The sequence below is a fragment of the Thermobifida halotolerans genome (assembly GCF_003574835.2).
Lineage (GTDB): Bacteria > Actinomycetota > Actinomycetes > Streptosporangiales > Streptosporangiaceae > Thermobifida > Thermobifida halotolerans.
Genome location: NZ_CP063196.1, coordinates 1,985,357 through 2,005,419, shown reverse-complemented (window position 1 = coordinate 2,005,419; position 20,063 = coordinate 1,985,357). Strand labels below are relative to the sequence as shown.

The following is a 20,063-nucleotide window of genomic DNA, read 5'->3' as shown; positions in this document are numbered from 1 at the left end:
AATCTGGGGGTCAGGGACTGGGGACGCCGCAGCCGTTGGGGGCCCTGCCCGCCAGGACGTCGTCCAGGGTGTAGTCCGTGGCGCGGCCGTGGGCGGTGCCCCGCCGACGGGCGATCTGCACCAGGGTGCCGTGGGTCTCGCGGGGGTGGAGGAACGCCTCGTGCCAGTCGGGATCGGCGGTGGAGACGCCGTGCGCCCGGTAGCCGGACCGTTCCAGGGCCGCGGCCACCTCGAAGATCTCCATGTCCTCCGCGACCGTGAAGGTGACGTGGTGCACCCCGCCCCGGGGGTGGCGTGCGAAGAAGCTGTCCAGGAACGTCGAGTCCGGCAGCGGTTCCATCAACTCCACCTTGCCGCCGCCCGGGTACTCCAGTTGGACGGCGCGGTAGCCGACCCGGGCGTTGTCGCCGCCCAGGTAGAACACGCCGCCGAGGACGTCCCGGTACAGCGGGAGGAGGTCCCTGATGCGTCGGGCCGCCATCGCCGCGTGGTCGTAGGTGACGCCCAGCGGCAGGTCGGCGGGCTCGTGTCCGGTCACCACAGCTCCCGTCGGCCCAGTTGTCCGGCGATCATGTTGCGCATGATCTGGTTGGTCCCTCCGGCGATCTCGTACAGCTTGGTCTCGCGCCAGTAGCGCTCCATGCCGTACTCGACCATGTAGCTGTAGCCGCCGAGGATCTGCATGCCGCGCGCCGCGCAGCGGGTCCCGGCCTCGGAGCCGTGCACCTTGGCCATGGAGGCCTCCAGGGTGCAGTCCAGGCCCTGGTCCAGCCGCCAGGCCGCCTGCCAGGTGATCAGCCGCGCGGTCTGCACGTCCATCGCCATGTCGGCGAGCATGTGCCCGACCGCCTGGTGCTCGATGATCGGTTTGCCGAACTGGACGCGCTCCTGGGCGTACTTCAGCGCCAGGTCCAGGGCCCCCTGGCCGAGTCCGGTGCCCTCGGCGCCCACGTAGATCCGCTCGGCGTCGAGCAGGTCGAAGATGATGGCGGTGCCCCGGCCGAGTTCGCCGACGAGGTTCTCCTTGGGCACCCGCACGTCGTTGAGGAACACCTCGCAGGTGTGGGTGGCCTGGCCGGCGAGCTTGCGCAGCGGGCGGATCGTCACGCCCTCGGTCTGCCGGGGCACCAGCAGCACCGACAGGCCCCTGGACGGCGAGGCGTCGGGGTCGGTGCGCACGAAGGCGAAGATGTGGTCGGCGGTGTCGGCGCCGGTGGTGAACACCTTCTGCCCGTTGATGACGAAGTCGTCGCCGTCGCGTACGGCCCTGGTGGACAGGTGGGCGAGGTCGGATCCGGCGTCCGGTTCGGTCAGGCCCATGGCCATGCGCACGGTGCCCGCCGCGACCTTCGGCAGGATCTCCTTCTTCTGCTCGTCGGTGCCGAACCGGGCGATGCCCTTGGCGCAGAACGTGGCCGTGGGCAGCCAGGCGTAGGCGAGGGCGGAGCTGGCGCGGGCGACCTCCTCCACCGCGATGCACAGGGAGATCTGGTCGGCGTCGCTGCCTCCGTACTCCTCGCCGAAGGCCATGCCGCACAGGCCGATCCCGGCGGCCTTGCGGTACAGCTCGGCGTTGAACTCCTCGTCGCGGTCGTGGCGGTTGACCTCCTCCAGGGGGGCCTCACGGGTGAAGAACTCCCGCAGGGTGCGGCGCAGCTCCCGGTGCTGCGCGCTGAGGGTGAAATCCATGGCTTCGTCTCCTGGTCTTGGCGCGCGGGATCAGGCGTTCTGCGGGATCTGGGCGCGCTGCCTGCGCAGCTCCTTCTTGAGGATCTTTCCGGTGGCGCTGATCGGCAGCGCGTCGACGAACTCCACGGAGCGCGGCTTCTTGTAGCCGGTCAGGCGCCGCGCGGCGAAGTCGACGAGTTCCTCCTCGGTCAGCGCCGAGCCCGGTCGGCGGCGCACCACCGCGTGGATGGCCTCGCCCCACCGCTCGTGGGGGACGCCGATGACGGCGACCTGCTCCACCTCGGGGTGGTCCTGCAGGACGCGTTCGACCTCGACGCTGAAGACGTTGATGCCGCCGGTGATGATCATGTCCTTGAGCCGGTCCACGATGGTGACGAAGCCCTCGGAGTCGACGATCGCCACGTCACCGGTCCTGAACCACCGGCCCTCGCGGCTCTTCTCGGTCTCCTCCGCCATGTTGTAGTAGCCGGGGGACACCGAGGGGCCGGACAGCCAGATCTCGCCGGAGGTCTTTCCGTCGTGCGGCACGTCCTCGCCGTCGGGGCCGACCACGCGGAAGTTGACCATGGTGAGCGGCTTGCCGAGCGAGGCGAGCCAGCCGACCTGCTGTTCGGTGCCCTCGGTGAACTGGTTCTCCGGCCGCAGCACCGCGCCGCAGGAGTAGCTCTCGGCCATGCCGTACAGCGGGAAGAGGACGTTTCCGAGGATCTCGCGGGCGCGTTTGAGGACGTCGACCACGTACGGCGAACCGCCGGACATGATGCCGCGCAGGGAGGAGAAGTCGTGGTTCTCCACGCCCGGCTGGGAGACGACCATCTGCACCATCGTGGGCACGATGGTGGTGTTGGTGACCCGGTACTCCTCGACCAGGCGGGGGAACTCGGCCGGGTCGAACGCCGGCGGGATCACGGTGCGTCCGCCCTTCAGCAGCACCGGGTGCAGCCCCGAGGGGCCGCCGGGGTTGAAGAACATGGGAATGCACTGCAGCGCGGTGCCGCGTTCGGGGATGGGCAGCTCGGCGAGCCAGTTGTGCAGGGCCGCGATCGCGTTGCGGTGGGTGAGGACGGCGGCCTTGGGAATTCCGGTGGTGCCGCTGGTGGCGCCGAGCTGGTAGACGTCGTCCTCGCCGATGTCGACTCCGGGGTCGTCGGCGCGGGCCCGGGCGATCAACTGCTCCAGGTCGAGGTCGCAGCCGTGGTCGCCGCCGAAGCCGATGACGTGCCTGACCGAGGGGACGTCGGGCAGCCACGTCCGGGCGCCCTCCGCCAGGTCGGCGTGGACCAGCACCGCGGCCGGCTCCACGTAGGACAGGTAGGAGGACAGCTCGTAGGCGGACAGGCGGATGTTGGCCGCGGCTCCGATGACCCCGGACTTGGCCGTGGCGAAGAAGAACTCGAGGAACTCCCCGCAGTTGGGGGAGAAGAGAGCGATCCGGTCGCCTTTGGTCAGGCCGAGACCGAGCAGGGCGTTGGCGAACCTGTTGGTGCGGGCCTCCAGGTCCGACCAGGTCCGGGTGAGGCCCCCGGGCACCACCACGGCCTCCTTGTCACCGAAGAACTGGGCGTTGCGGCGAACGATGTCGCTGACCAGCATTCACGCGCTCCTTGCGGTTGAGAAGGGGGAGAAGCGCCTCTGGCACTCCCGACACGCTCACTGTAACGTGATCTAACGGTATACGTAAGATGCCGATCTGGATTTCTGCTGCGGAGGTGCCATGCGCTACCTAGACCTCGTCCGCGGACCGGCGACCCGGTTCGGGCAGAAGACCGCCGTGGTCGAGGGCGACCGGCGGATCACCTACGGGGAACTGGACGAGCGGGTGGGACGGTTGGGCGCGCTCTTCAGGGACAGCGGGCTGCGCCCCGGCGACCGGGTGGCCCTGCTGGCCGCCAACGAACTGGAGTACCCGGAGATCCAGGCGGCCTGCCTGCGCTCGGGGTTCGCTCTGGTCCCGCTGAACACCAGGCTCGCCGAGCGGGAACTGCGCTTCATCCTCTCCGACTGCGCGCCCGACCTGCTCATCGCCGGACGCGGCGAGGAGCGGCGGGCCGCCGCCCTGGCCGCCGAGGTCGGGATCGCGCACGTGCTCGGCCTGGGTACGCCCGAGGACCTGCCCTCCTACGACGCCGCCCTCCGCGGCGCCACCGCCGACCCCGACGCCGACCCGGACGACCCCGAACTGCCCGCCACCATCCTCTACACCTCGGGCACCACCGGTTCCCCCAAGGGCGCGGTCGTCGACCGCCTCGGCTTCACCGCGCGGGTGATGACCAACGCGGTCGAACTGGAGGCGAGGGCCGATGACGTGCACCAGGCCAGCCTGCCGATGTTCCATATCGCCGCGTTCCTCTCCTACGCCCACATCGCGGTCGGGGCCACCGTCGTCATGCTCCCGGAGTTCGCACCGGATGCGGCCCTGCGCGTCATGGAGAGGGAGCGCGTCACCACCACGGTCCTGGTCCCCACGACCATTGCCATGCTGCTGGAAAGTGACCTGATTCACAAGGTCGATCTGTCCGCGCTGCGACTGATCGTCTACGGCGGCTCCTCCATCGAGCCGGGACCGCTGCGACGCGCCCTGGAACGCTTCGGCTGCGGCTTCCACCAGCAGTACGGCATGACCGAGACCGGGGGCCAGACCATCCTGCGGCCCGCCGACCACGACCCGGCCGACACCGAGAAGCTGTCCTCGGGGGGAACCGAGGCGGTCGGTCTGGAGGTGATGGTGGTCGACGAGGAGGACACCCCGGTGCCCCGGGGGGAGGTCGGCGAGGTCATCTGCCGGGGGCCCTCGGTGATGCTGCGGTACTGGAACCGGCCCGAGGCCACCGCCGAGGCGCTGCGCGGCGGCTGGTTCCACACCGGGGACATGGGCTACCGGGACAGCCGCGGCTACCTGCACATCACCGACCGGCGCAACGACATGATCATCACCGGAGGGGAGAACGTCTACCCCCGCGAGGTGGAGGCGGTGCTCGCCGAACACCCCGACATCGCCGAGGTCGCCGTGGTGGGCGCACCCGATCCGAAGTGGGGCCAGGTGGTCACCGCGGTGCTGGTGGGACAGGCGCCCCCCGACGCGGAACTGACCGCCTGGACCAGAGAGCGGCTGGCGGGCTACAAGGTCCCCCGCCGCTGGGAACGGGTGGAGCGGTTGCCGCGCAACGTCACCGGCAAGGTACTCAAGCACCAGCTGCGCGCCCGACTGGCGAATTGACACAAAAAAGGGGGGGTGTCCCCGCCGCGGCAGGCGGCGGGGACACCCCCCTTCGCGGGGCGGTCGAGGTCAGTCGCCGCGGAACTCGGGCGGACGCCGCTGCAGGAAGGCCCGCACCCCCTCGGTGAAGTCGTGGGTCTTCCACAGCTCGGAGACCCGCTCCTGCTCCAGGTCCAACTGCTCGGCGAACCCCAGAGTGCTCGCCCGGTCGACCAGTTCACGCGCCCGCAGCAGGGCCAGCGGGGGAGCGGAGGTCAGCGACCGGGCGAGTGCCAGGGCGGCCTGGCGCGCCGAACCGTCGGGCACGGCCGGTTCGGCCAGCCCCAGTGCCGCGGCCTCGGCCGCGGAGACCGGCTGGTTGCGCAGCAGCAGCGACAGGGCCCGGGCCGACCCCAGCATCCGGGTCAGGAAGTACGACACCCCGCCGTCGGGGGAGGAGCCGATGCCCATGTAACCGGGGACCAGCCGGGCGCCCTCGCCGAGGATGCGGAGGTCGGCGCACAGGGCGAGGCCCATCCCGGCCCCCACCGCGGGCCCCTCCACGGCGGCGACCAGCGGCACCGGCAGGCCGCGGAGCCGCTTGAGGGAGCGGTGCAGTTCCTCCACCAGGGGGGTGAGCACCGGAGCGGGCTCTTCGGCCAGGGCCCGGTCGACCAGGGACAGGTCGGCCCCGGCGCAGAACGCCGGGCCGCGCCCGGTCAGCACCAGGGCGCGGGCGCCCCGCTCCACCAGGGAGGCCGCCTCGTCTCCCAGGGAGCGGACCAGGTCGACCGTCATGGCGTTCATCCGGTCGGGGCGGTTCAGTTCGATGAGGCCCACCCGGTCGGTGAGCGAGGTCTCCAAGGACACGGGGACTCCCGGGGGTCAGTAGCCGATGGTGCGCAGACCGTGGTCCATGCACATGTAGGGGACTCCCATGCCGAGGCGGGCGAAGGTGGCGTCGCGCACCCGGTCCGGACCGAACTCGCTCAGCAGGGGGAAGGAGGTGCAGACGTACTCGGCGTCGATGAAGACCGAGTAGTAGCGGATCCGCTCCTCGTCGATCCTGGGGCCGCCGGCCTTCTCGTAGGCCTCGAACATCTCCTCGCGGGGCAGCAGCGCGTCCGCGCCCCGCCACAGCGCCGACGCCCAGTCCTTCATGGGGTCGCCCAGGTGGGCCTGCTCCCAGTCGGTGAGGGCCACCACCCGGTCCTCGTCGTAGATGAAGTTGCCCACGCCCACGTCGCCCCAGACCAGGCAGACGCGCTCGACCTCGGTGGGCACGTTGCGCTTCAGCCAGGAGAACAGGGCCTCCACCACGGGCATGGGCTCGGGGTCGGCGGCGCGGTAGGCCTCCTCGTAGTGGGCCAGTTCCAGCAGGGCGCAGTCCTCGGGGCGCTGCGGCACCGCCATGAAGTCGCCCAGCCCGGCGGCGCGCCAGTCCAGAGTGTGCACGGCGGCCAGCCGCTCGGCCAGGTGGCGGCCGATCCTGCGGCGCGTCTCCTCGTTGCCCGGCGCGAACAGCCTGCCCGCCGACGCCGAGCCCGGCACCGTGCGGCGCACGTAGAACGGCGCCCGCCCGATCAGGGACCCGTCCGTCTCGTACCACAGCGCCTCGGCGACCGGAACCTCGGTGGGGGTGAGCGCGGCGAAGACGCGGTACTCCCGTTCCAGGCTGACCGGGACCACCGATCCCTCGGGGTGGTCCACCCGGATCGTCAGGGAGTCGGTGAACGGGGCGCCGCCGCGCGTACCGGAGACCTCGACGAACCAGGTCTCCCGGGACATGCCGCCGACGTTGCGTTTGAGCTTGGTGACCTCCAGGGAGTCGGCCGCCAACCGGTCACGCAGGTAGGAGCCGACGCGGTCGCGGTCGAACCCGACCGCCTCCCCTGCCGCGGCGCTCATGACGCCACCGGCCGAAACGACATGAACAGCGGTTCCACCAGGGGTCTGGTCCGGTCGACCTGTCGCCGTACCAATCTGTACACCTCGTCTCTCATCTCCCGTACCGCGGGGTCGGCGCTGTCGGCCTCGTCCAGCCACCGCATCACCGCGACGACGACCCCGCGCAACTCCTCGTTGCGTGCCGTGGCGCCGCGCGCTTCGGTGTCCCCGGAACGCGCGGCACCGGCGACCAGTTCGGCCAGCTCCTCCCACCGGGGGGCCCCGCCTCCGGTCTCCTGCCCGGCCAGTGCGGCGGCGCGGGCGGACAGAGCGGCGAGGACCGCGAGCATGTCGGCGTCGTCCTCGGCCAGCGCGTCGCCCTCGTGGGCGAGCCTCAGCTTCAGGTGTTGCAGGACGAGGTCCATCGCGGTTCCGACGTAGCGGGCCCAGCGGTCCTCGACCTTGGGCAGTAGGGTCTCGTTGAGGGAGAGACGGAGACTGTCCAGCAGTTCGTCCGGTGACGGTCGCACGGGCACCCCTTCCGGCCGGGAGCGAATCGTCTGTGTGTGGATCTAACGTAAAAGGTGAATCTCTATAATGATCTCTTGTTTGACCTATGACGTCAATGGTCAAATAAGGTCATGGAGCGGACGACGACGGTGGAAGCGGGCGGCGACCCCCCGGAAGCGGGAGACCGGCCCGAACGGACGGGCGGCGGAGGCTGGGCGAAGACCGTCTCCCACTTCCTGCCTGCCTCGACCGTGACGGCCGAGGAGGCCGACCGGTACTACACGCGGGTGCACACCCGCTTCGCCCGGCACTTCCTGCGCGAGATGGACCAGGTGGTCAGCTACCACACCAACCGGGCCGTGGCCCAGTACGACCTCCTCGGCGGCTGGGAGCGGCCTCCCCGCGCCTTCCGCTACGTGGTGCTGCGCTTCCGACCCGGCCGCGGTCTGGAGTTGGCCGACGGACTGCGCGAGACCATCGTGGCCGACCACCGCCTCTTCCTGCGCGAGCTGCGCCCCTTCCGCGTGCGCGAGGAGGTCCTGCTGGACCGGCTGGGCGGGCAGACCGCGCTGGAGAAGTACCTTTTCGAGTTCGACCGCCGCGACGGGACGGACCCGGAGGAGGCCCGGCACCACCTCGCGGAGGGGATGGCCGTCCTGGCGCAGGAGGCGTCCTCGGCCTTCGGCGTCCGCCAGATCCTGGTCGACCACGTGCTCCAGGAACAGGCCACGGAGCCGGTCGACGAGCCCGGACAGCGGCCGCTGCCCCGGATGCTTTCCACCACCCCCCGCCAGGCGTTCGTGGAGTGCTATTTCGACCAGCGGGAGTGGGCCGAGGAGTTCTTCGCCCGGCCGGCCGTGCGCGCCGTGCTCCAGAACCGCTTCTGGGCCGCCGCGCACGGCTACCGGGTCGCCGAGCGGTGCGGTCTCGACCGCCGCTGAGCGCGCCCGCCGAGGCGGGCGCGCCCGGTGGCCGGTCCCTCCCCCGCCGCAGCCAGTTCCGGCAGCGGTTCGTAGGAGGCCAGCGGCGAGCGGCGGACGTCGCGGTCGGCCGAGCCCGCCTCATACCGCATCCAGCCCACGTTGACCAGCAGGATCTCGTCCACGTCGGCGTACTCGGAGAGCCGTCGCAGACACTCGCGCGGCGTGCCCGCCACCGCCAGCCGGTCCACCACCTCGTCGGTGACCGCACACCGCGCCGGGCCGAGGTGACCAGCCGCAGCAGTCCGACGTACTCGCGCATCCCGCGCGGGGGGCGCACCACGGGCCCCGGCAGCTCTCGTTGGTCACCCGGTTGCCGCTGCCCGCCCCGGGCACGAGGCGGCCCCCGGAGAGCTCGTCGAGGTCGGCCGTGCTCGTCCCGGCCACCATCGGGGTGCGGGCGTGGGCGTTGAGGGCGGCCCCAGTTTGACCCGGCTGGTGCGTTCGGACGCCGCGGTCGGGGCGGCGAATCCGGACCGCCGCGCCTCGGCCGGGTAGACGCCGCCGTAGCCCGCCTCCTCCGCGCGTGCGGCCGGGTCCGCCTGTCGGCGGCGGTGGTTTCGCCGCCGCCGGCCAGCATCAGCCCGAGCCGCGGCCTGCCGGAGGCCGCCGGGGGTGCGGTGGTGTGCTGCCCCGTGTCTCCCACCCCAAAGATGTGACGTGTAACGTAAAAATTATCAGACAGGGTATTGCATAACATGTAACGTTAAGGGTGAAATCTCTACATGGGTAGCGCACCGATCCTCGCCGAAGACGAGTACATGCACGAGCCGACCGACCACCCGCAGTTCAACGAGTCGGCCTACTACAACTTTGTGGACGGGAACTCGGGCTTCGCCGTCCTCATCCGGATGGGCAACCGGGTCAACGAGGGCCACTCCGAGGTCACCGTCCTGATCTACCTGCCCGGCGGGGCAGCGGCCATCCGCTTCGACCGCGCGCCGATCGACAGCAACGACCGGTTCGAGGCGGCCGGACTGAAGTTCGAGGTCGTCGAGCCGCTGAAGAAGATGAAGGTCACCTTCGACAGCACCGCCCACCTGCTGAAGGCGGGCACCGACCTGGAGAACCCCAAGCGGGCCTTCACCACCAGCCCGGTCGTCCCGGTCTCGCTGGAGCTGCACTACGACAACGTCATCCCGGTCTACGGGCTCGGCGACGGCTCCGGCATCCAGGGCGCCGAGGACAGCATCGCCGTGGGCCACTACCAGGGCCCCTGCTCCGTGCGGGGCTGGGTGGAGGTCGACGGCGAGCGCCGCGAGGTCGACGGCCAGGGCTTCCGAGACCACTCCTGGGGCCCGCGCGTGTGGCAGGGGCCGCAGTACTGGCGCTGGATCTCCTGCATGGTCGACGAGCGCAACGGCTTCGTCGCCTGGACCCAGAAGATCGGCGACACCCAGTCGCCCGGCAACGGCATGGTGCTGCGCGACGGCGTGATGGAACGGGTCGACAGGGTCACGGTGAAGAGCGAGTACGGCGGCGCCCCCTACTACGCCACCTCGATGAGGGTCTCCATGTGGACCGAGTCGGGCGAGCGGGTGGACGCCACCGGCTCCGTCTTCCACGTCGTCCCGCTGCGCAACCGCCGCAACGGTGAGATCGCGCGCCTGGCCGAGTACCTGGTCGAGCTGGACTACCGGGGCAGGACCGGCTACGGGATCTCCGAGTACCACGACCGCATCATCGAGGACATCCCGGCGGGGATCTCCGAGGCATGAGCGGCCGCACCATGAGGGGGCTGCGCTTCGCCCGGCACGGCGGCCCCGAGGTACTGAGCTGGGACGAGGTCGCCGTGCCGGAGCCCGGACCGGGCGAGGTGCTGGTCCGGGTGCGCGCCTTCGCCGTCAACTGGGCGGATCTGCTGGAGCGCGCCGGGAGGTATCCGGGCGCGCCCACCCCGCCCTACGTCACCGGCCACGACCTCACCGGTGTGGTGGCGGCCCTCGGCCCCGGCACCGTGGGCCCGGCGGTCGGCACCCGCGTCTTCGGGGTGATCCCCAGGGGCGGCGCCGCGGCCGAGTTCGTCGCCGCCCCCGCGGACCAGGTCCACCCGGTGCCCGAGGCGCTCAGCGACGTCCAGGCCGCGGGCGCCGCGGGCCCCTACCTCACCGCGGACGCGGCGGTCGTCACCATGGGCCGCCTGGCCGAGGGGGAGGACGTCCTGGTCCACGCCGCCGCCGGAGCCTACGGGTCGGCCTGCGTGCAGCTGTGCCGCGCCTACGGGGCGGGCAGGATCATCGCCACCGCCGGCTCCGACGCCAAGACCGAGCAGGTCCGGCGGTGGGGCGCCGACGTGGTGGTCAACTACACCACCACCGACTTCGCGGAGGTGGTCCGCGAGGTCACCGGGGGGCGCGGGGTGCCGCTGGTGCTGGAGTCGGTGGGAGGCGACGTCCTCGGCCGCAGTCTGGACTGCGTCCGTCCCGGAGGCCGCCTGGTCAGCGTCGGGGCCAGCAGCGGCCGCAGCAGCGACCGGTTCCGCCTGCACACCCTGTTCGAGCTGGGCATCTCGGTGTCCGGCTTCACGCTCGGCCGGTGGCTCGAACACCACCCCGAGCTGGTCCGCCCCTCCGTCGACCGGGTGCTGCGGCTCCTCGGCGACCGCGGCGCGGTCCCCGTGGTCGGCCGGGTCTTCCCCGCCGCCGAGGTGGCCGCGGCACACGAGTTCCTCGCCGACCGGCGGTCCGTCGGCCGCACGGTCGTGACCATGACCCCCGCTCCCTGAACGAGAGAGAACAATGGCAGAGGCATACATCGTCAGCGCTGTCCGCACCCCCGTGGGGCGCCGGAAGGGCGGCCTGAGCCACGTCCACCCCGCCGACCTCGCCGGCCACGTCCTCAGGGCCGCCGTCGAGCGCGCGGGAGTCGACCCCGCGGACGTCGACGACGTCATCCTCGGCTGCGTCGACCAGCTCGGCGCGCAGTCGACCAACATCGCCCGCACCGCCTGGCTGGCCGAAGGGCTGCCCGAGCACGTCCCGGGCACCACCATCGACCGCCAGTGCGGCTCCTCCCAGCAGGCCGTCCACTTCGCCGCCCAGGCCGTGATGTCGGGAACCCAGGACCTGGTGCTGGCCGGGGGAGTGGAGGTGATGAGCCTGGTGCCCATCTCCAGTCCGGCGGTCGTCGGCGAGCAGCAGGGCATGGGCGCGCCCTACGGCAGCCCCGGCTGGACCGCCCGCTACGGAGACCAGGAGGTCTCCCAGTTCCGCGGGGCCGAACTGATCGCCGAGAGGTGGGACATCACCCGCGCGGACATGGAGGAGTTCGCCCTGGACAGCCACCGGCGGGCGATCGCGGCCCGGGAGGCGGGCGCGTTCGACGCGGAGACGGTCCCCTACGCGGGCGTCACCGCGGACGAGGGGCCGCGGCCCGACACCTCCCTGGAGAAGATGGCCGGGTTGAAGCCCCTGGCCGAGGGCGGCCGGATCACCGCCGCCGTCTCCAGTCAGATCTCCGACGGGGCGGCGGCCCTGCTCGTCGCCTCCGAGAAGGCGGTCAGGCGGCACGGCCTCACCCCGCTGGCCCGGGTGCACGCCATGGCCGTCACCGGCGCCGACCCGATCCTGATGCTGAGCGCCCCCATCCCGGCGACCCGGCGGGTGCTGGAGAGGGCGGGGCTGACGCTCGACGACATCGACCACTACGAGATCAACGAGGCGTTCGCGCCCGTGGTGCTGGCCTGGCTGCGTGAGCTCGGCGTCGACCCGGAGCGGGCCAACCCCCTGGGCGGGGCCATCGCCCTGGGCCACCCGCTGGGCGCGACCGGGGCGAAGCTCATGACGACCCTGGTGCACCACCTGCGCCGCACCGGCGGACGCTACGGCCTGCAGACGATGTGCGAGGGCGGCGGTATGGCCAACGCCACCGTCGTCGAGGCGCTCTGAGAAACGGTCCGACCGCGCACCTGGCCCCGACCGCCGTTGCGCCATATGCTTAACGTTGAACGTGAAACTCGAGAAATAGGGAGTGATCGCCATGGCCGACATGGAACGCGTGGACAAGGAGACCCTCTACGTCGAGAAGTATCCGAAGGACCGGTACGCGGTGATCACCCTGCACCGCCCGGACGTCCTCAACGCCGGCAGCCCGACGCTCTTCGGGGAGCTGGCCGAGACCGTCAGCTCCTTCGAGAACGACGACCGCGTCCGCGCCGTCGTCCTCACCGGCGGCACCGGCAGGGCCTTCTCCGCCGGCGCCGACCTCGGCGGCATGACCTTCGACAGCATGGGCAACTGCCGCAGGTTCATCCGGCTCGCCCACGCGCCCTTCGAGGCCATCGAGCGGCTGGGCAAGGTCGTCATCGCCGCGGTCAACGGCTACGCCTTCGGCTTCGGCACCGAGATCGCGCTCGCCTGCGACCTCGTCCTGGCCTCGGAGAAGGCGCGCTTCGGACTGCGCGAGATGAACCACGGGCTCGTCCCCGCGGTCACCATCACCCGCGGCGTCGACATGATCGGGCGCCGCCGGATCGCCTGGATGGCCTACACCTCCGACGACGTCTCCGCGAAGGAGGCCCAGGAGTTCGGCTTCGTCAACAAGGTCGTCCCCCACGAGTCCCTGGTGCGGGAGTACACCGACCTGGCGGTGCGGATGGCCAAGCGCGCCCCGCTCGCCGTCGCCGCCACCAAGTGGACCCTCAACAAGGCCGCGGGCGGCCACTACCGCGAGGGCGAGAACCTCATGCCCGCGATCTTCGCCTCCGCCGACGTCGCCGAGGGGCGCAGGGCGTTCGAGGAGCGCCGCGAGCCCGTCTTCCGCGGCGAGTGACCACCGTGAGCACCACGGAGAGGAATCGGAAACAGCCATGAGCGTGTTGGACCAGTTCAGACTCGACGGCAAGGTCGCCGTCGTCACCGGCGCCTCCTCGGGCCTCGGGGTCGGCTTCGCCGAGGCGCTCGCCGACGCGGGCGCCGACGTGGTCCTGGCGGCGCGTCGCGTCGACCGCCTCCAGGAGGTCAAGGGCAAGATCACCGCGATGGGCCGGCGCTGCGTCGCCGTCCGGACCGACGTCTCCCGGTTGGAGGACTGCGACGCCCTCATCGACACCGCGGTCGAGCAGCTCGGCGACGTCCACGTGTTGGTGAACAACGCCGGGGTCGGCCACGCCGCCCCGGCCCACAAGGAGGATCCCGAGGACTTCAACCGGGTCCTGGGCGTCAACCTGATCGGCGCCTACTACACGGCGCAGGCCTTCGGGCGCGCCTGCATCAGGGCCAAGCACGGCGGCTCGATCGTCAACGTCTCCTCGGTGCTGGGCATCAGCGGCAGCGACATCCCCCAGGTGGCCTACTCCTCCTCCAAGGCCGGGATGAACGGCATGACCCGCGACCTGGCCATGCAGTGGTCGGCCCGGTACGGCATCCGCGTCAACGCCCTGGCCCCCAGTTTCTTCTCCTCCGAGCTGACCGACCCCCTGCTGGAGTCCGAGGTGGGCGCGAAGAAGGTCCTCGCCCGCACCCCGATGGGGCGCATCGGCGAGACGCGGGAGCTGTACGGGGCGCTGTTGCTGCTGGCCTCCGACGCGGGCTCCTACATCACCGGCATCACCCTGCCGGTCGACGGCGGCTGGAGTCTGCACTGACGTCCGTCCCCGCCCGCCGTGCGCGCACGGCACCCACGGCGGGCGGTTTCCTCCCCGGGGAGACCGCCCGCCGTCTCCGCTTTTCCTCGGGTTTCTTCTTCGTCAAGAGTTCCCATCTTCCGTTCAACGTGAAAGACTTGCTGACGTAACGGGGCTGTAATGCGGGGCTTCGAACAGTGGAGGTTCATCATGCGCAAACCCAGACACTCCCGTGCCGCGCTCGCCTCGGCCGCCCTTCTGGCGGTCGCCGTCGGAGCCACGGCCTGCGGAGGAGAGGACACGGCCGAGGGCGCGGAGGGAAACGAGACCGTCCGCGTGATGATGTTTCCGGCGCAGTCCTACCGACTCCCCGTCATGATCGCCGAACAGGAGGGGATGTTCGAGCAGCGGGGCATCAAGCTGGAGGTCACCGAGCAGCCCGCCAACCTGCAGGGTATGCAGGGCCTGGAGGCCACCGACTCCGACGTCGGCATCGTGACCGTCGGCACCCTCGGCCAGGGCTGGCAGGCCGGCGACCCGGGATTCTTCTTCTGCGGCGGCATCAGCGTCCTGCAGACCACGCTGATGGCTCCCGTCGACAGCGACCTCCCCTCGACCGAGGAGGGGGCCACCTGGCAGGAGGTGCTGCAGGCGCTGGAGGGCAAGAAGATCGGCATCCAGACCCCCGTGGGCTCGGGGCTGCAGAAGATCTTCGCCGCCGCGCTCGCCGAGGCCGGGGTCGAGGACGTCACCTACGTGAACCTGGGCGGCGGCAGCAGCGCGGCCATCGCGGCGATCGACAACGGCAGCGTCGACGTCGCCCAGTTCAACCCGACCGGCACCCAGTACGTGCTGGAGTCCGAATCCGGAAAGCCGCTGCTCTACATGCCCGAGGGGCCCGCGGCCTACAAGGACTACTACGGCAGCGGCTGGGTGGCTCCCCCCGAGTTCGTCGAGGAGCGCCCCGAGACCGCCGCGGCGTTCTGCGAGACCATCGACGAGGCACTGGAGTTCATCCAGGACCCCGCCAACCGGGAGACCAGCCTGGACCTGCTGGCCGAGGACACCGGAGTCACCAGGCCGGTCGCCGAACTGGTGCTCGACCAGACCTACGGCGACTTCTCCACCGAACTCGACCGGGAGCGGCTCGACACCACCTTCGACGCCTACGTCGAACTGGGCATCCTGGAGGCCGACCCCGAACCGTCCTACGACTCCCTGGTGCACAACACCCGCGAGGATTGATTTTCGCCCCCCGCCCCTTGGTCGAAGGGGCGGGGGTTCCTGCCGCGGTCTGGTGACCGCCCCGGTGGGTTCCCGCTCCGCCGCGCCGTGCCGCGACCACGGGTTCCGGTCTGGGGAGCGCTCCGTCCCCCCACTGCGCGTCGCCTCGCGGGACCGGCACGCTCCCCCGCGCCCGGCACGTCCGGGTGCGGGGGGCCGGGAGCAGTTCCTGGTGCCGCGGGCCGAGCGGTTCCGGGAGGTGGGGGCGTACCGGTCGATCCTGCCGGAGGTCCGGCCGTGTTCGGCGGCCTTGTGCTCCAGCACGGCCACGAACCGCGGCCATCCCGCATCCGCACGGGGATCAGCCTCCGGCTGTTTCCCGACCGGTGCCCGGCGGGGTCCCCGCGCCGCGCCGTCGAACAGCGGTCACGCCCGCCCGGCGGCCGGGCACGAAGACACAGATCCGATTCACCACCGCCCCGGAGGACGGAGCACTCCCGGACAGAGCCGGTGGCGGGGCGGCGCGGCGACGGGGGCGGCCGGGCACCCGAGTCCCCCGGAGGGAGACCATGGAGAACCTGTCCGTCCAGGACCGCCTGGACATCGCGGACGTGCTGGCCCGCTACTGCGTCGCGCTGGACAGCCGCGACTGGAACCTGCTGGAGCGGGTCTTCACCCCCGACGCCGTCGCCGCCTACGGCCGGGTCGGCGACCCGCGCGGCCTGCCCGCCATCGTCGGGGTGGTGCGCGCCTCCCTGGAGCCGCTGGACGCCAGCCAGCACTTCATCGGCACCTCACTGGTCGAACCCGACGGCGAGGGCGGGGCGCGGGGCCGCACCTACCTGATCGCCCAGCACGTGAGGAACCAGACCCCGGGAGGGGACCAGTACGTCATCGCGGGCACCTACGTCGACCGGTTCGTCCGCACCCCCGGCGGCTGGCGCATCAGCGAACGGCGACTGGTGCACACGTGGACGCGGGGCAACCCCGCCGTCCTGTCCTGAGCCCGCCCCGCGGACGCCTCCGCGCCGCCGGACCGGCACGGGCGCGGGGCGGCCGCGCGCACCCCGCGCCCCCGGCGATCCACCGTGGCGCGCGCACGAACGGCCGGGCGGCGGGCTCAGCGGAGCCGCCTGTTTCGGCAGCTCCTCCCCCTTCCTTTTCGACATACAGTATTGATATTTGTCGTTCAACGTGAGATTTTTCTCGTGTGGTTCCGGTCACTCGAGGGGCCACTGGAGCGCAGCCCGCTGTTCTGTCGGGCGGGGTCTTCGGCTCCGCGGATTCCGAAGGAGATGGGAACGTTGACATCCAGAACTGAGAGCAGGGCGGACGTGCAAGCCGCCCCCTCCGCCGCCGCCACGGCATCCCCGCTGATTTCGTTCAGGGGCGTCAGACAGGTGTTCCGGCTCTCGGGCCGGGGGAGCGAGGACGGCTCCTCCGACTCCCGGGAGCTGGTGGCCCTGCAGGACGTCAATGTCGACATCCACGCGGGGCAGTTCGTCGCCCTGGTCGGCGCCAGCGGCTGCGGCAAGACGACGATGCTCAACATGCTCGCCGGACTGGTGGAACCCACCCACGGCGAGGTCGTCCTCGACGGCAGGAGCCCGCGACTGCCCAACATGGACATCGGCTACATGTTCGCCCGGGACGCCCTGCTTCCGTGGCGCAGCGCCCGCAGGAACGTGGAGCTACCCCTGGAGACCCGCGGCTGGGGACGCGGGCGACGCCAGGAGCGGGCCCGCGAGATGCTGGAGCTCGTCGGCCTCAAGGGCCGCGAATCCCAGTACCGGCTCCAACTGTCCCAGGGCATGCGGCAGCGGGTGGCACTGGCCCGCACGCTGGCCTCCGACCCGTCGCTGCTGCTGATGGACGAGCCCTTCGCCGCGCTGGACGCCCGCACCAAGCTCACCCTGCAGGCGGAGTTCCTCCGGATCTGGGAGCACAACCAGGACGGCGACCGACGCAAGACCGTCATCTTCGTCACCCACGACCTGCAGGAGGCGGTGCTCCTCGCCGACCGGGTGATCGTGATGCTGCCCCATCCGGGGCGGATCGCCGAGGACCGCGTCATCGACCTGCCGCGCCCGCGCGCCGAGATCCTCGGCGAACTCCAGTTCACCGAGGAGTTCCAGAACATCACCCACGGCCTGTTCGAACGGCTCGAAGGCGCCATCGGCGGCCGGGGCCCGGGCACCGCCAACTGAGGAGAAGACAAGCACACCATGACCACCGCCACCGAGACCGCACGGCCCGCGCCGACACCGGCGTCCGGGGACAACGGGCCGAGGAAACCCGCCAAACGCCCCGAGTTCTGGCAGACCAGAGCGTTCGTCAACACCGCCCGGGTCCTGATCTGCGTCGTCTTCCTCGTCCTGTGGGAGACCGCGTCACGGCGGGAGTGGGTGGACCCGACACTGTTCGGCCAGCCCACCGGAGTCTGGACCGCGATGGTGGAGTACCTGCCGTCGGAGCGCAGCCTGGCCTCCCTGGAGGCCACGGGCGCCGCCGTGGGGGTCTCCTTCGTCATCGGCTCGGTCTCCGGAACCCTCGCCGGACTGCTCCTCGGCCTGAGCCCCACCCTCAACTCGATCTTCGGGCCCTTCCTCGCCCCGATCAACAGCGTGCCCCGCATCGCGCTGGCCCCCCTGTTCATCGCCTGGTTCGGCCTGACCATGACCTCCAAGGTCGTCCTCGCCGTCAGCATCGTCTTCTTCATCCTCGCCGAGAACGCCCGCTCGGCCGTGTGGTCGGTCGACTCCGACCTGATGACCATGTCGCGCGTGGTCGGCGTGAAGGGCTTCGCGCTGCTGTGGAAGGTGGTGCTGCCCTCGGCCGTGCCCACGATGTTCGCCGGTCTGCGGCTCACCTTCACCTACGCGCTGCTCGGCGTGGTGGCCTCGGAGATGGTGGCCGCCACCGGCGGCCTGGGCCAGGACATCGTCCTGTACTCCTCCTCGTACCAGATCAACACGGTCTTCGCCATCCTGGTGGAGCTGATGGTCATCGCCATGATCGTGAACTGGCTGTTCAACATGGCCGAGCGGCGCCTGCTGGTATGGCAGAACACCTGACGGCGGCCTCCGGCCGACCGCGGACCGCGAGCCGGACCGGGACCGCGCCGTGAGCGGTGGGTTCCGGTACCGGCTCACCGGCCGCGCCGAGCCGCTGGACGTCGAGGAGTGGCGTCGGCGCGCCCGTCGGCGCGTCCCCCCGATGGTCTGGGCCTACATCGAGAACGGCGCCGACGACGAGCGGACCCTCCGGGAGAACCGGGCCGCCTACCGCGACTGGTACCTCAGCCAGCGGGTCCTCACCAGGACCGCCGACGTGGACCTCACCACGACGGTCGCCGGAACCCGGCTCGGCCTGCCCGTCGTCGTGGCCCCCGTCGGACTGGCCGGGGCCGCGCACTGGCACGGAGACCTCGGCCTGGCCCGGGCCGCCGAGCAGAACGGCACCCGGATGGTGCTCAGCAGCGCCTCCACCTACGGCATCGAGGAGGTGGCGCGGGGCGCCGGAGCACACCACTGGTTCCAGCTGTACCCGTGGCGGAACCGGTCCCTGATGGCGTCCCTGCTGGACAGGGCGCGCGACAGCGGCTACACCGCGCTGTTCGTGACCGTCGACGTCCCCGTGTACGGAAACCGGCTGCGGGAGCGGCGCACCGGGATGGGCATCCCGCCCACCCTCACCCCGCGCCGCGTCCTGGAGGCCGCCCTGCGCCCCCGGTGGGTCTACGGATACCTGCGGCACCGCCGCACCACGCTGCGCAACCTGGTCTCCGACGGCGCCCGCGCCGACTCGGTCGGTTCCGTGGAGGTGCAGTCGGAGAACCTCACCGCCGACATCGGATGGGACGACCTGGAGTGGATCCGCTCCCGCTGGGACGGGCCGCTGTTCGTGAAGGGCGTCCTCCACCCCGACGACGCCGAGCGCGTGGTGGACCTGGGCGCGGACGGGGTCGTGGTCTCCAACCACGGGGGGCGCCAGCTCAACGCCGTGCAGCCCACCGTCCGGGCGCTGCCCGCGGTCGTCCGGCGGGTGGGGCACCGAGCCGAGGTCCTGGTGGACGGCGGAATACGGTCCGGCGCGGACGCCGTCGTCGCCGTGGCCCTGGGCGCCCGCGCCTGCCTCGTCGGCCGACCGGCCGTCTACGGGCTCGCGGGCGGAGGCGAACGGGGCGTCGCCGCCGTGCTGCGGATCCTCCGCGAGGAGATGGTCCGCGCCCTGACCATGATGGGGGTCTCCGGCCCCGGGGAACTCACCCCCGCGCACCTGACCCCCGTAGGGGACCGCGCGGACTGACCGCCGCCGAGGACCGGCGGTCCCCGCCACGGATGTCCGCCACGGCGCCCCGGCCGTCAGCGGCGGTGCCGCAGGGTGGCCGCGCTCGCCGGGACGCCTCACCGGCCGCGGTCAGGTCCGTGAACGACTTCCTGTCCGAACTGCGGAAGGACTCTCGGTCACGACCATCGCGGGGAGCAGAACACGGCCTTCACGGCTCGGCGAGGCCGAGGAGGCGGGCTGTCCGAGGAGGACCCGAAGGACACCGGACGCATCCGGCAGAAGGCCGACGGACAGCCGTGAAGCTCTCGCCGAGCGTGTCCGGAACAGGGAGCCGCCGACGCCCCGGGGCCCGCCGCGCGCTTCCCGCGCGGCGGTGGGGACCGCAGCCCGAGCCGTGCACCGCCGCGTCCACACCAGGCAGGCGGGAGCGGTGTGCCGGACGGCGGATGGCTCGGGCCGCTCCATCCCGACCGGACCGAAGCGCTGAACGCGTACGACACGGCCATGTGCGCCGAACTGGCGGACGCGCCCACCGGGGTGCGGGGACCGGTTTCTGCGGTGGGGCGGGTTCTTCTCGCGGAACCGGGGAAGGCGAGGCATTCCGCCCCGGCCTCCGGGGTGGGCGAGCACGGGCGGGCGGTGCCTCGACCGGTCCGCACCGGCGCGGAGGAGGCTGAGGAGAGGACGGGAAAGACTCCTCGGCAGTGGGGGAGGGGGCGCTGCG

General features: G+C 71.5%; 19 protein-coding genes. 12 read left to right on the top strand and 7 right to left on the bottom strand.

Annotation, left to right across the window (positions count from 1 at the left end; genetic code table 11):
* Positions 1-10 precede the first annotated feature (10 nt).
* From NI17_RS08870 to NI17_RS08860, 3 genes are read right to left on the bottom strand one after another with little or no spacing between them, the layout of a single operon-like run.
* Positions 11-538: a VOC family protein gene (locus NI17_RS08870; protein WP_119267906.1), complete on the bottom strand. Its 528-nt coding sequence runs from the start codon at positions 536-538 to the stop codon at positions 11-13.
* A complete protein-coding gene (locus NI17_RS08865) occupies positions 535-1,689 on the bottom strand; it encodes an acyl-CoA dehydrogenase family protein (RefSeq protein WP_068691753.1) in 1,155 nt (384 codons plus the stop codon). Before NI17_RS08865 ends, NI17_RS08870 begins: the two co-directional genes overlap by 4 nt.
* Before the next feature lie 30 nt (positions 1,690-1,719).
* On the bottom strand, positions 1,720-3,282 hold the full coding sequence (locus tag NI17_RS08860; RefSeq protein ID WP_068691755.1) for a class I adenylate-forming enzyme family protein: 1,563 nt from the start codon (positions 3,280-3,282) through the stop codon (positions 1,720-1,722).
* 121 nt (positions 3,283-3,403) lie between these two features.
* On the opposite strand from NI17_RS08860, the gene NI17_RS08855 reads away from it, so the two are divergent.
* Entirely contained in the window at positions 3,404-4,906 is a 1,503-nt protein-coding gene (locus NI17_RS08855) for a class I adenylate-forming enzyme family protein (RefSeq protein ID WP_068691757.1), read from the top strand.
* A gap of 69 nt (positions 4,907-4,975) precedes the next feature.
* On the opposite strand, the gene NI17_RS08850 is transcribed toward NI17_RS08855, so the two are convergent.
* From NI17_RS08850 to NI17_RS08840, 3 genes are read right to left on the bottom strand one after another with little or no spacing between them, the layout of a single operon-like run.
* Positions 4,976-5,755 (bottom strand): enoyl-CoA hydratase-related protein, encoded by a 780-nt coding sequence (locus tag NI17_RS08850; RefSeq protein WP_084012630.1) that lies wholly within the window; start codon positions 5,753-5,755, stop codon positions 4,976-4,978.
* 15 nt (positions 5,756-5,770) lie between these two features.
* Positions 5,771-6,793: a phosphotransferase family protein gene (locus tag NI17_RS08845; RefSeq protein WP_068691759.1), complete on the bottom strand. Its 1,023-nt coding sequence runs from the start codon at positions 6,791-6,793 to the stop codon at positions 5,771-5,773.
* Positions 6,790-7,302 (bottom strand): hypothetical protein, encoded by a 513-nt coding sequence (locus tag NI17_RS08840; protein WP_068691761.1) that lies wholly within the window; start codon positions 7,300-7,302, stop codon positions 6,790-6,792. Before NI17_RS08840 ends, NI17_RS08845 begins: the two co-directional genes overlap by 4 nt.
* Positions 7,303-7,413: 111 nt before the next feature.
* Between NI17_RS08840 and NI17_RS08835 the strand changes: the two genes are divergently transcribed.
* Positions 7,414-8,223: a hypothetical protein gene (locus tag NI17_RS08835; protein ID WP_068691763.1), complete on the top strand. Its 810-nt coding sequence runs from the start codon at positions 7,414-7,416 to the stop codon at positions 8,221-8,223.
* Here the strand turns inward: NI17_RS08835 and NI17_RS08830 are convergent.
* Positions 8,184-8,453, bottom strand: a complete 270-nt coding sequence (locus NI17_RS08830) for a hypothetical protein (protein WP_068691765.1) — start codon at positions 8,451-8,453, stop codon at positions 8,184-8,186. The two genes, NI17_RS08835 and NI17_RS08830, sit on opposite strands and share 40 nt — an antisense overlap.
* 534 nt (positions 8,454-8,987) lie before the next feature.
* On the opposite strand from NI17_RS08830, the gene NI17_RS08825 reads away from it, so the two are divergent.
* From NI17_RS08825 to NI17_RS08780, 10 genes are all read left to right on the top strand, one after another.
* Positions 8,988-9,980 (top strand): DUF7064 domain-containing protein, encoded by a 993-nt coding sequence (locus NI17_RS08825; RefSeq protein WP_068691767.1) that lies wholly within the window; start codon positions 8,988-8,990, stop codon positions 9,978-9,980.
* Positions 9,977-10,987, top strand: a complete 1,011-nt coding sequence (locus NI17_RS08820) for a quinone oxidoreductase family protein (protein ID WP_084012631.1) — start codon at positions 9,977-9,979, stop codon at positions 10,985-10,987. The genes NI17_RS08825 and NI17_RS08820 overlap by 4 nt, the downstream gene beginning before the upstream one ends.
* Positions 10,988-11,000: 13 nt before the next feature.
* The gene (locus NI17_RS08815; RefSeq protein ID WP_068691770.1) at positions 11,001-12,149 is read left to right on the top strand and encodes an acetyl-CoA C-acetyltransferase; all 1,149 of its coding nucleotides are present in this window, start codon (positions 11,001-11,003) and stop codon (positions 12,147-12,149) included.
* A 91-nt stretch (positions 12,150-12,240) separates the two neighbouring features.
* Positions 12,241-13,032 (top strand): enoyl-CoA hydratase/isomerase family protein, encoded by a 792-nt coding sequence (locus NI17_RS08810; protein WP_147416910.1) that lies wholly within the window; start codon positions 12,241-12,243, stop codon positions 13,030-13,032.
* Between the two features lie 37 nt (positions 13,033-13,069).
* Complete coding sequence (locus NI17_RS08805) at positions 13,070-13,846, top strand: SDR family NAD(P)-dependent oxidoreductase (RefSeq protein WP_068691772.1); 777 nt, start codon at positions 13,070-13,072, stop codon at positions 13,844-13,846.
* A 189-nt stretch (positions 13,847-14,035) separates the two neighbouring features.
* Positions 14,036-15,070: an ABC transporter substrate-binding protein gene (locus tag NI17_RS08800; protein ID WP_170163045.1), complete on the top strand. Its 1,035-nt coding sequence runs from the start codon at positions 14,036-14,038 to the stop codon at positions 15,068-15,070.
* Between the two features lie 548 nt (positions 15,071-15,618).
* Complete coding sequence (locus NI17_RS08795) at positions 15,619-16,053, top strand: nuclear transport factor 2 family protein (protein ID WP_068691776.1); 435 nt, start codon at positions 15,619-15,621, stop codon at positions 16,051-16,053.
* A gap of 300 nt (positions 16,054-16,353) precedes the next feature.
* Positions 16,354-17,256 (top strand): ABC transporter ATP-binding protein, encoded by a 903-nt coding sequence (locus tag NI17_RS08790; protein WP_199860057.1) that lies wholly within the window; start codon positions 16,354-16,356, stop codon positions 17,254-17,256.
* An 18-nt stretch (positions 17,257-17,274) separates the two neighbouring features.
* Positions 17,275-18,123 carry an ABC transporter permease gene (locus NI17_RS08785; RefSeq protein WP_084012634.1) on the top strand — a complete coding sequence of 283 codons (849 nt, stop codon included), beginning with the start codon at positions 17,275-17,277 and terminating at the stop codon, positions 18,121-18,123.
* A gap of 49 nt (positions 18,124-18,172) precedes the next feature.
* The gene (locus NI17_RS08780; protein WP_068691780.1) at positions 18,173-19,357 is read left to right on the top strand and encodes an alpha-hydroxy acid oxidase; all 1,185 of its coding nucleotides are present in this window, start codon (positions 18,173-18,175) and stop codon (positions 19,355-19,357) included.
* The last annotated feature ends 706 nt before the right edge of the window (positions 19,358-20,063 follow it).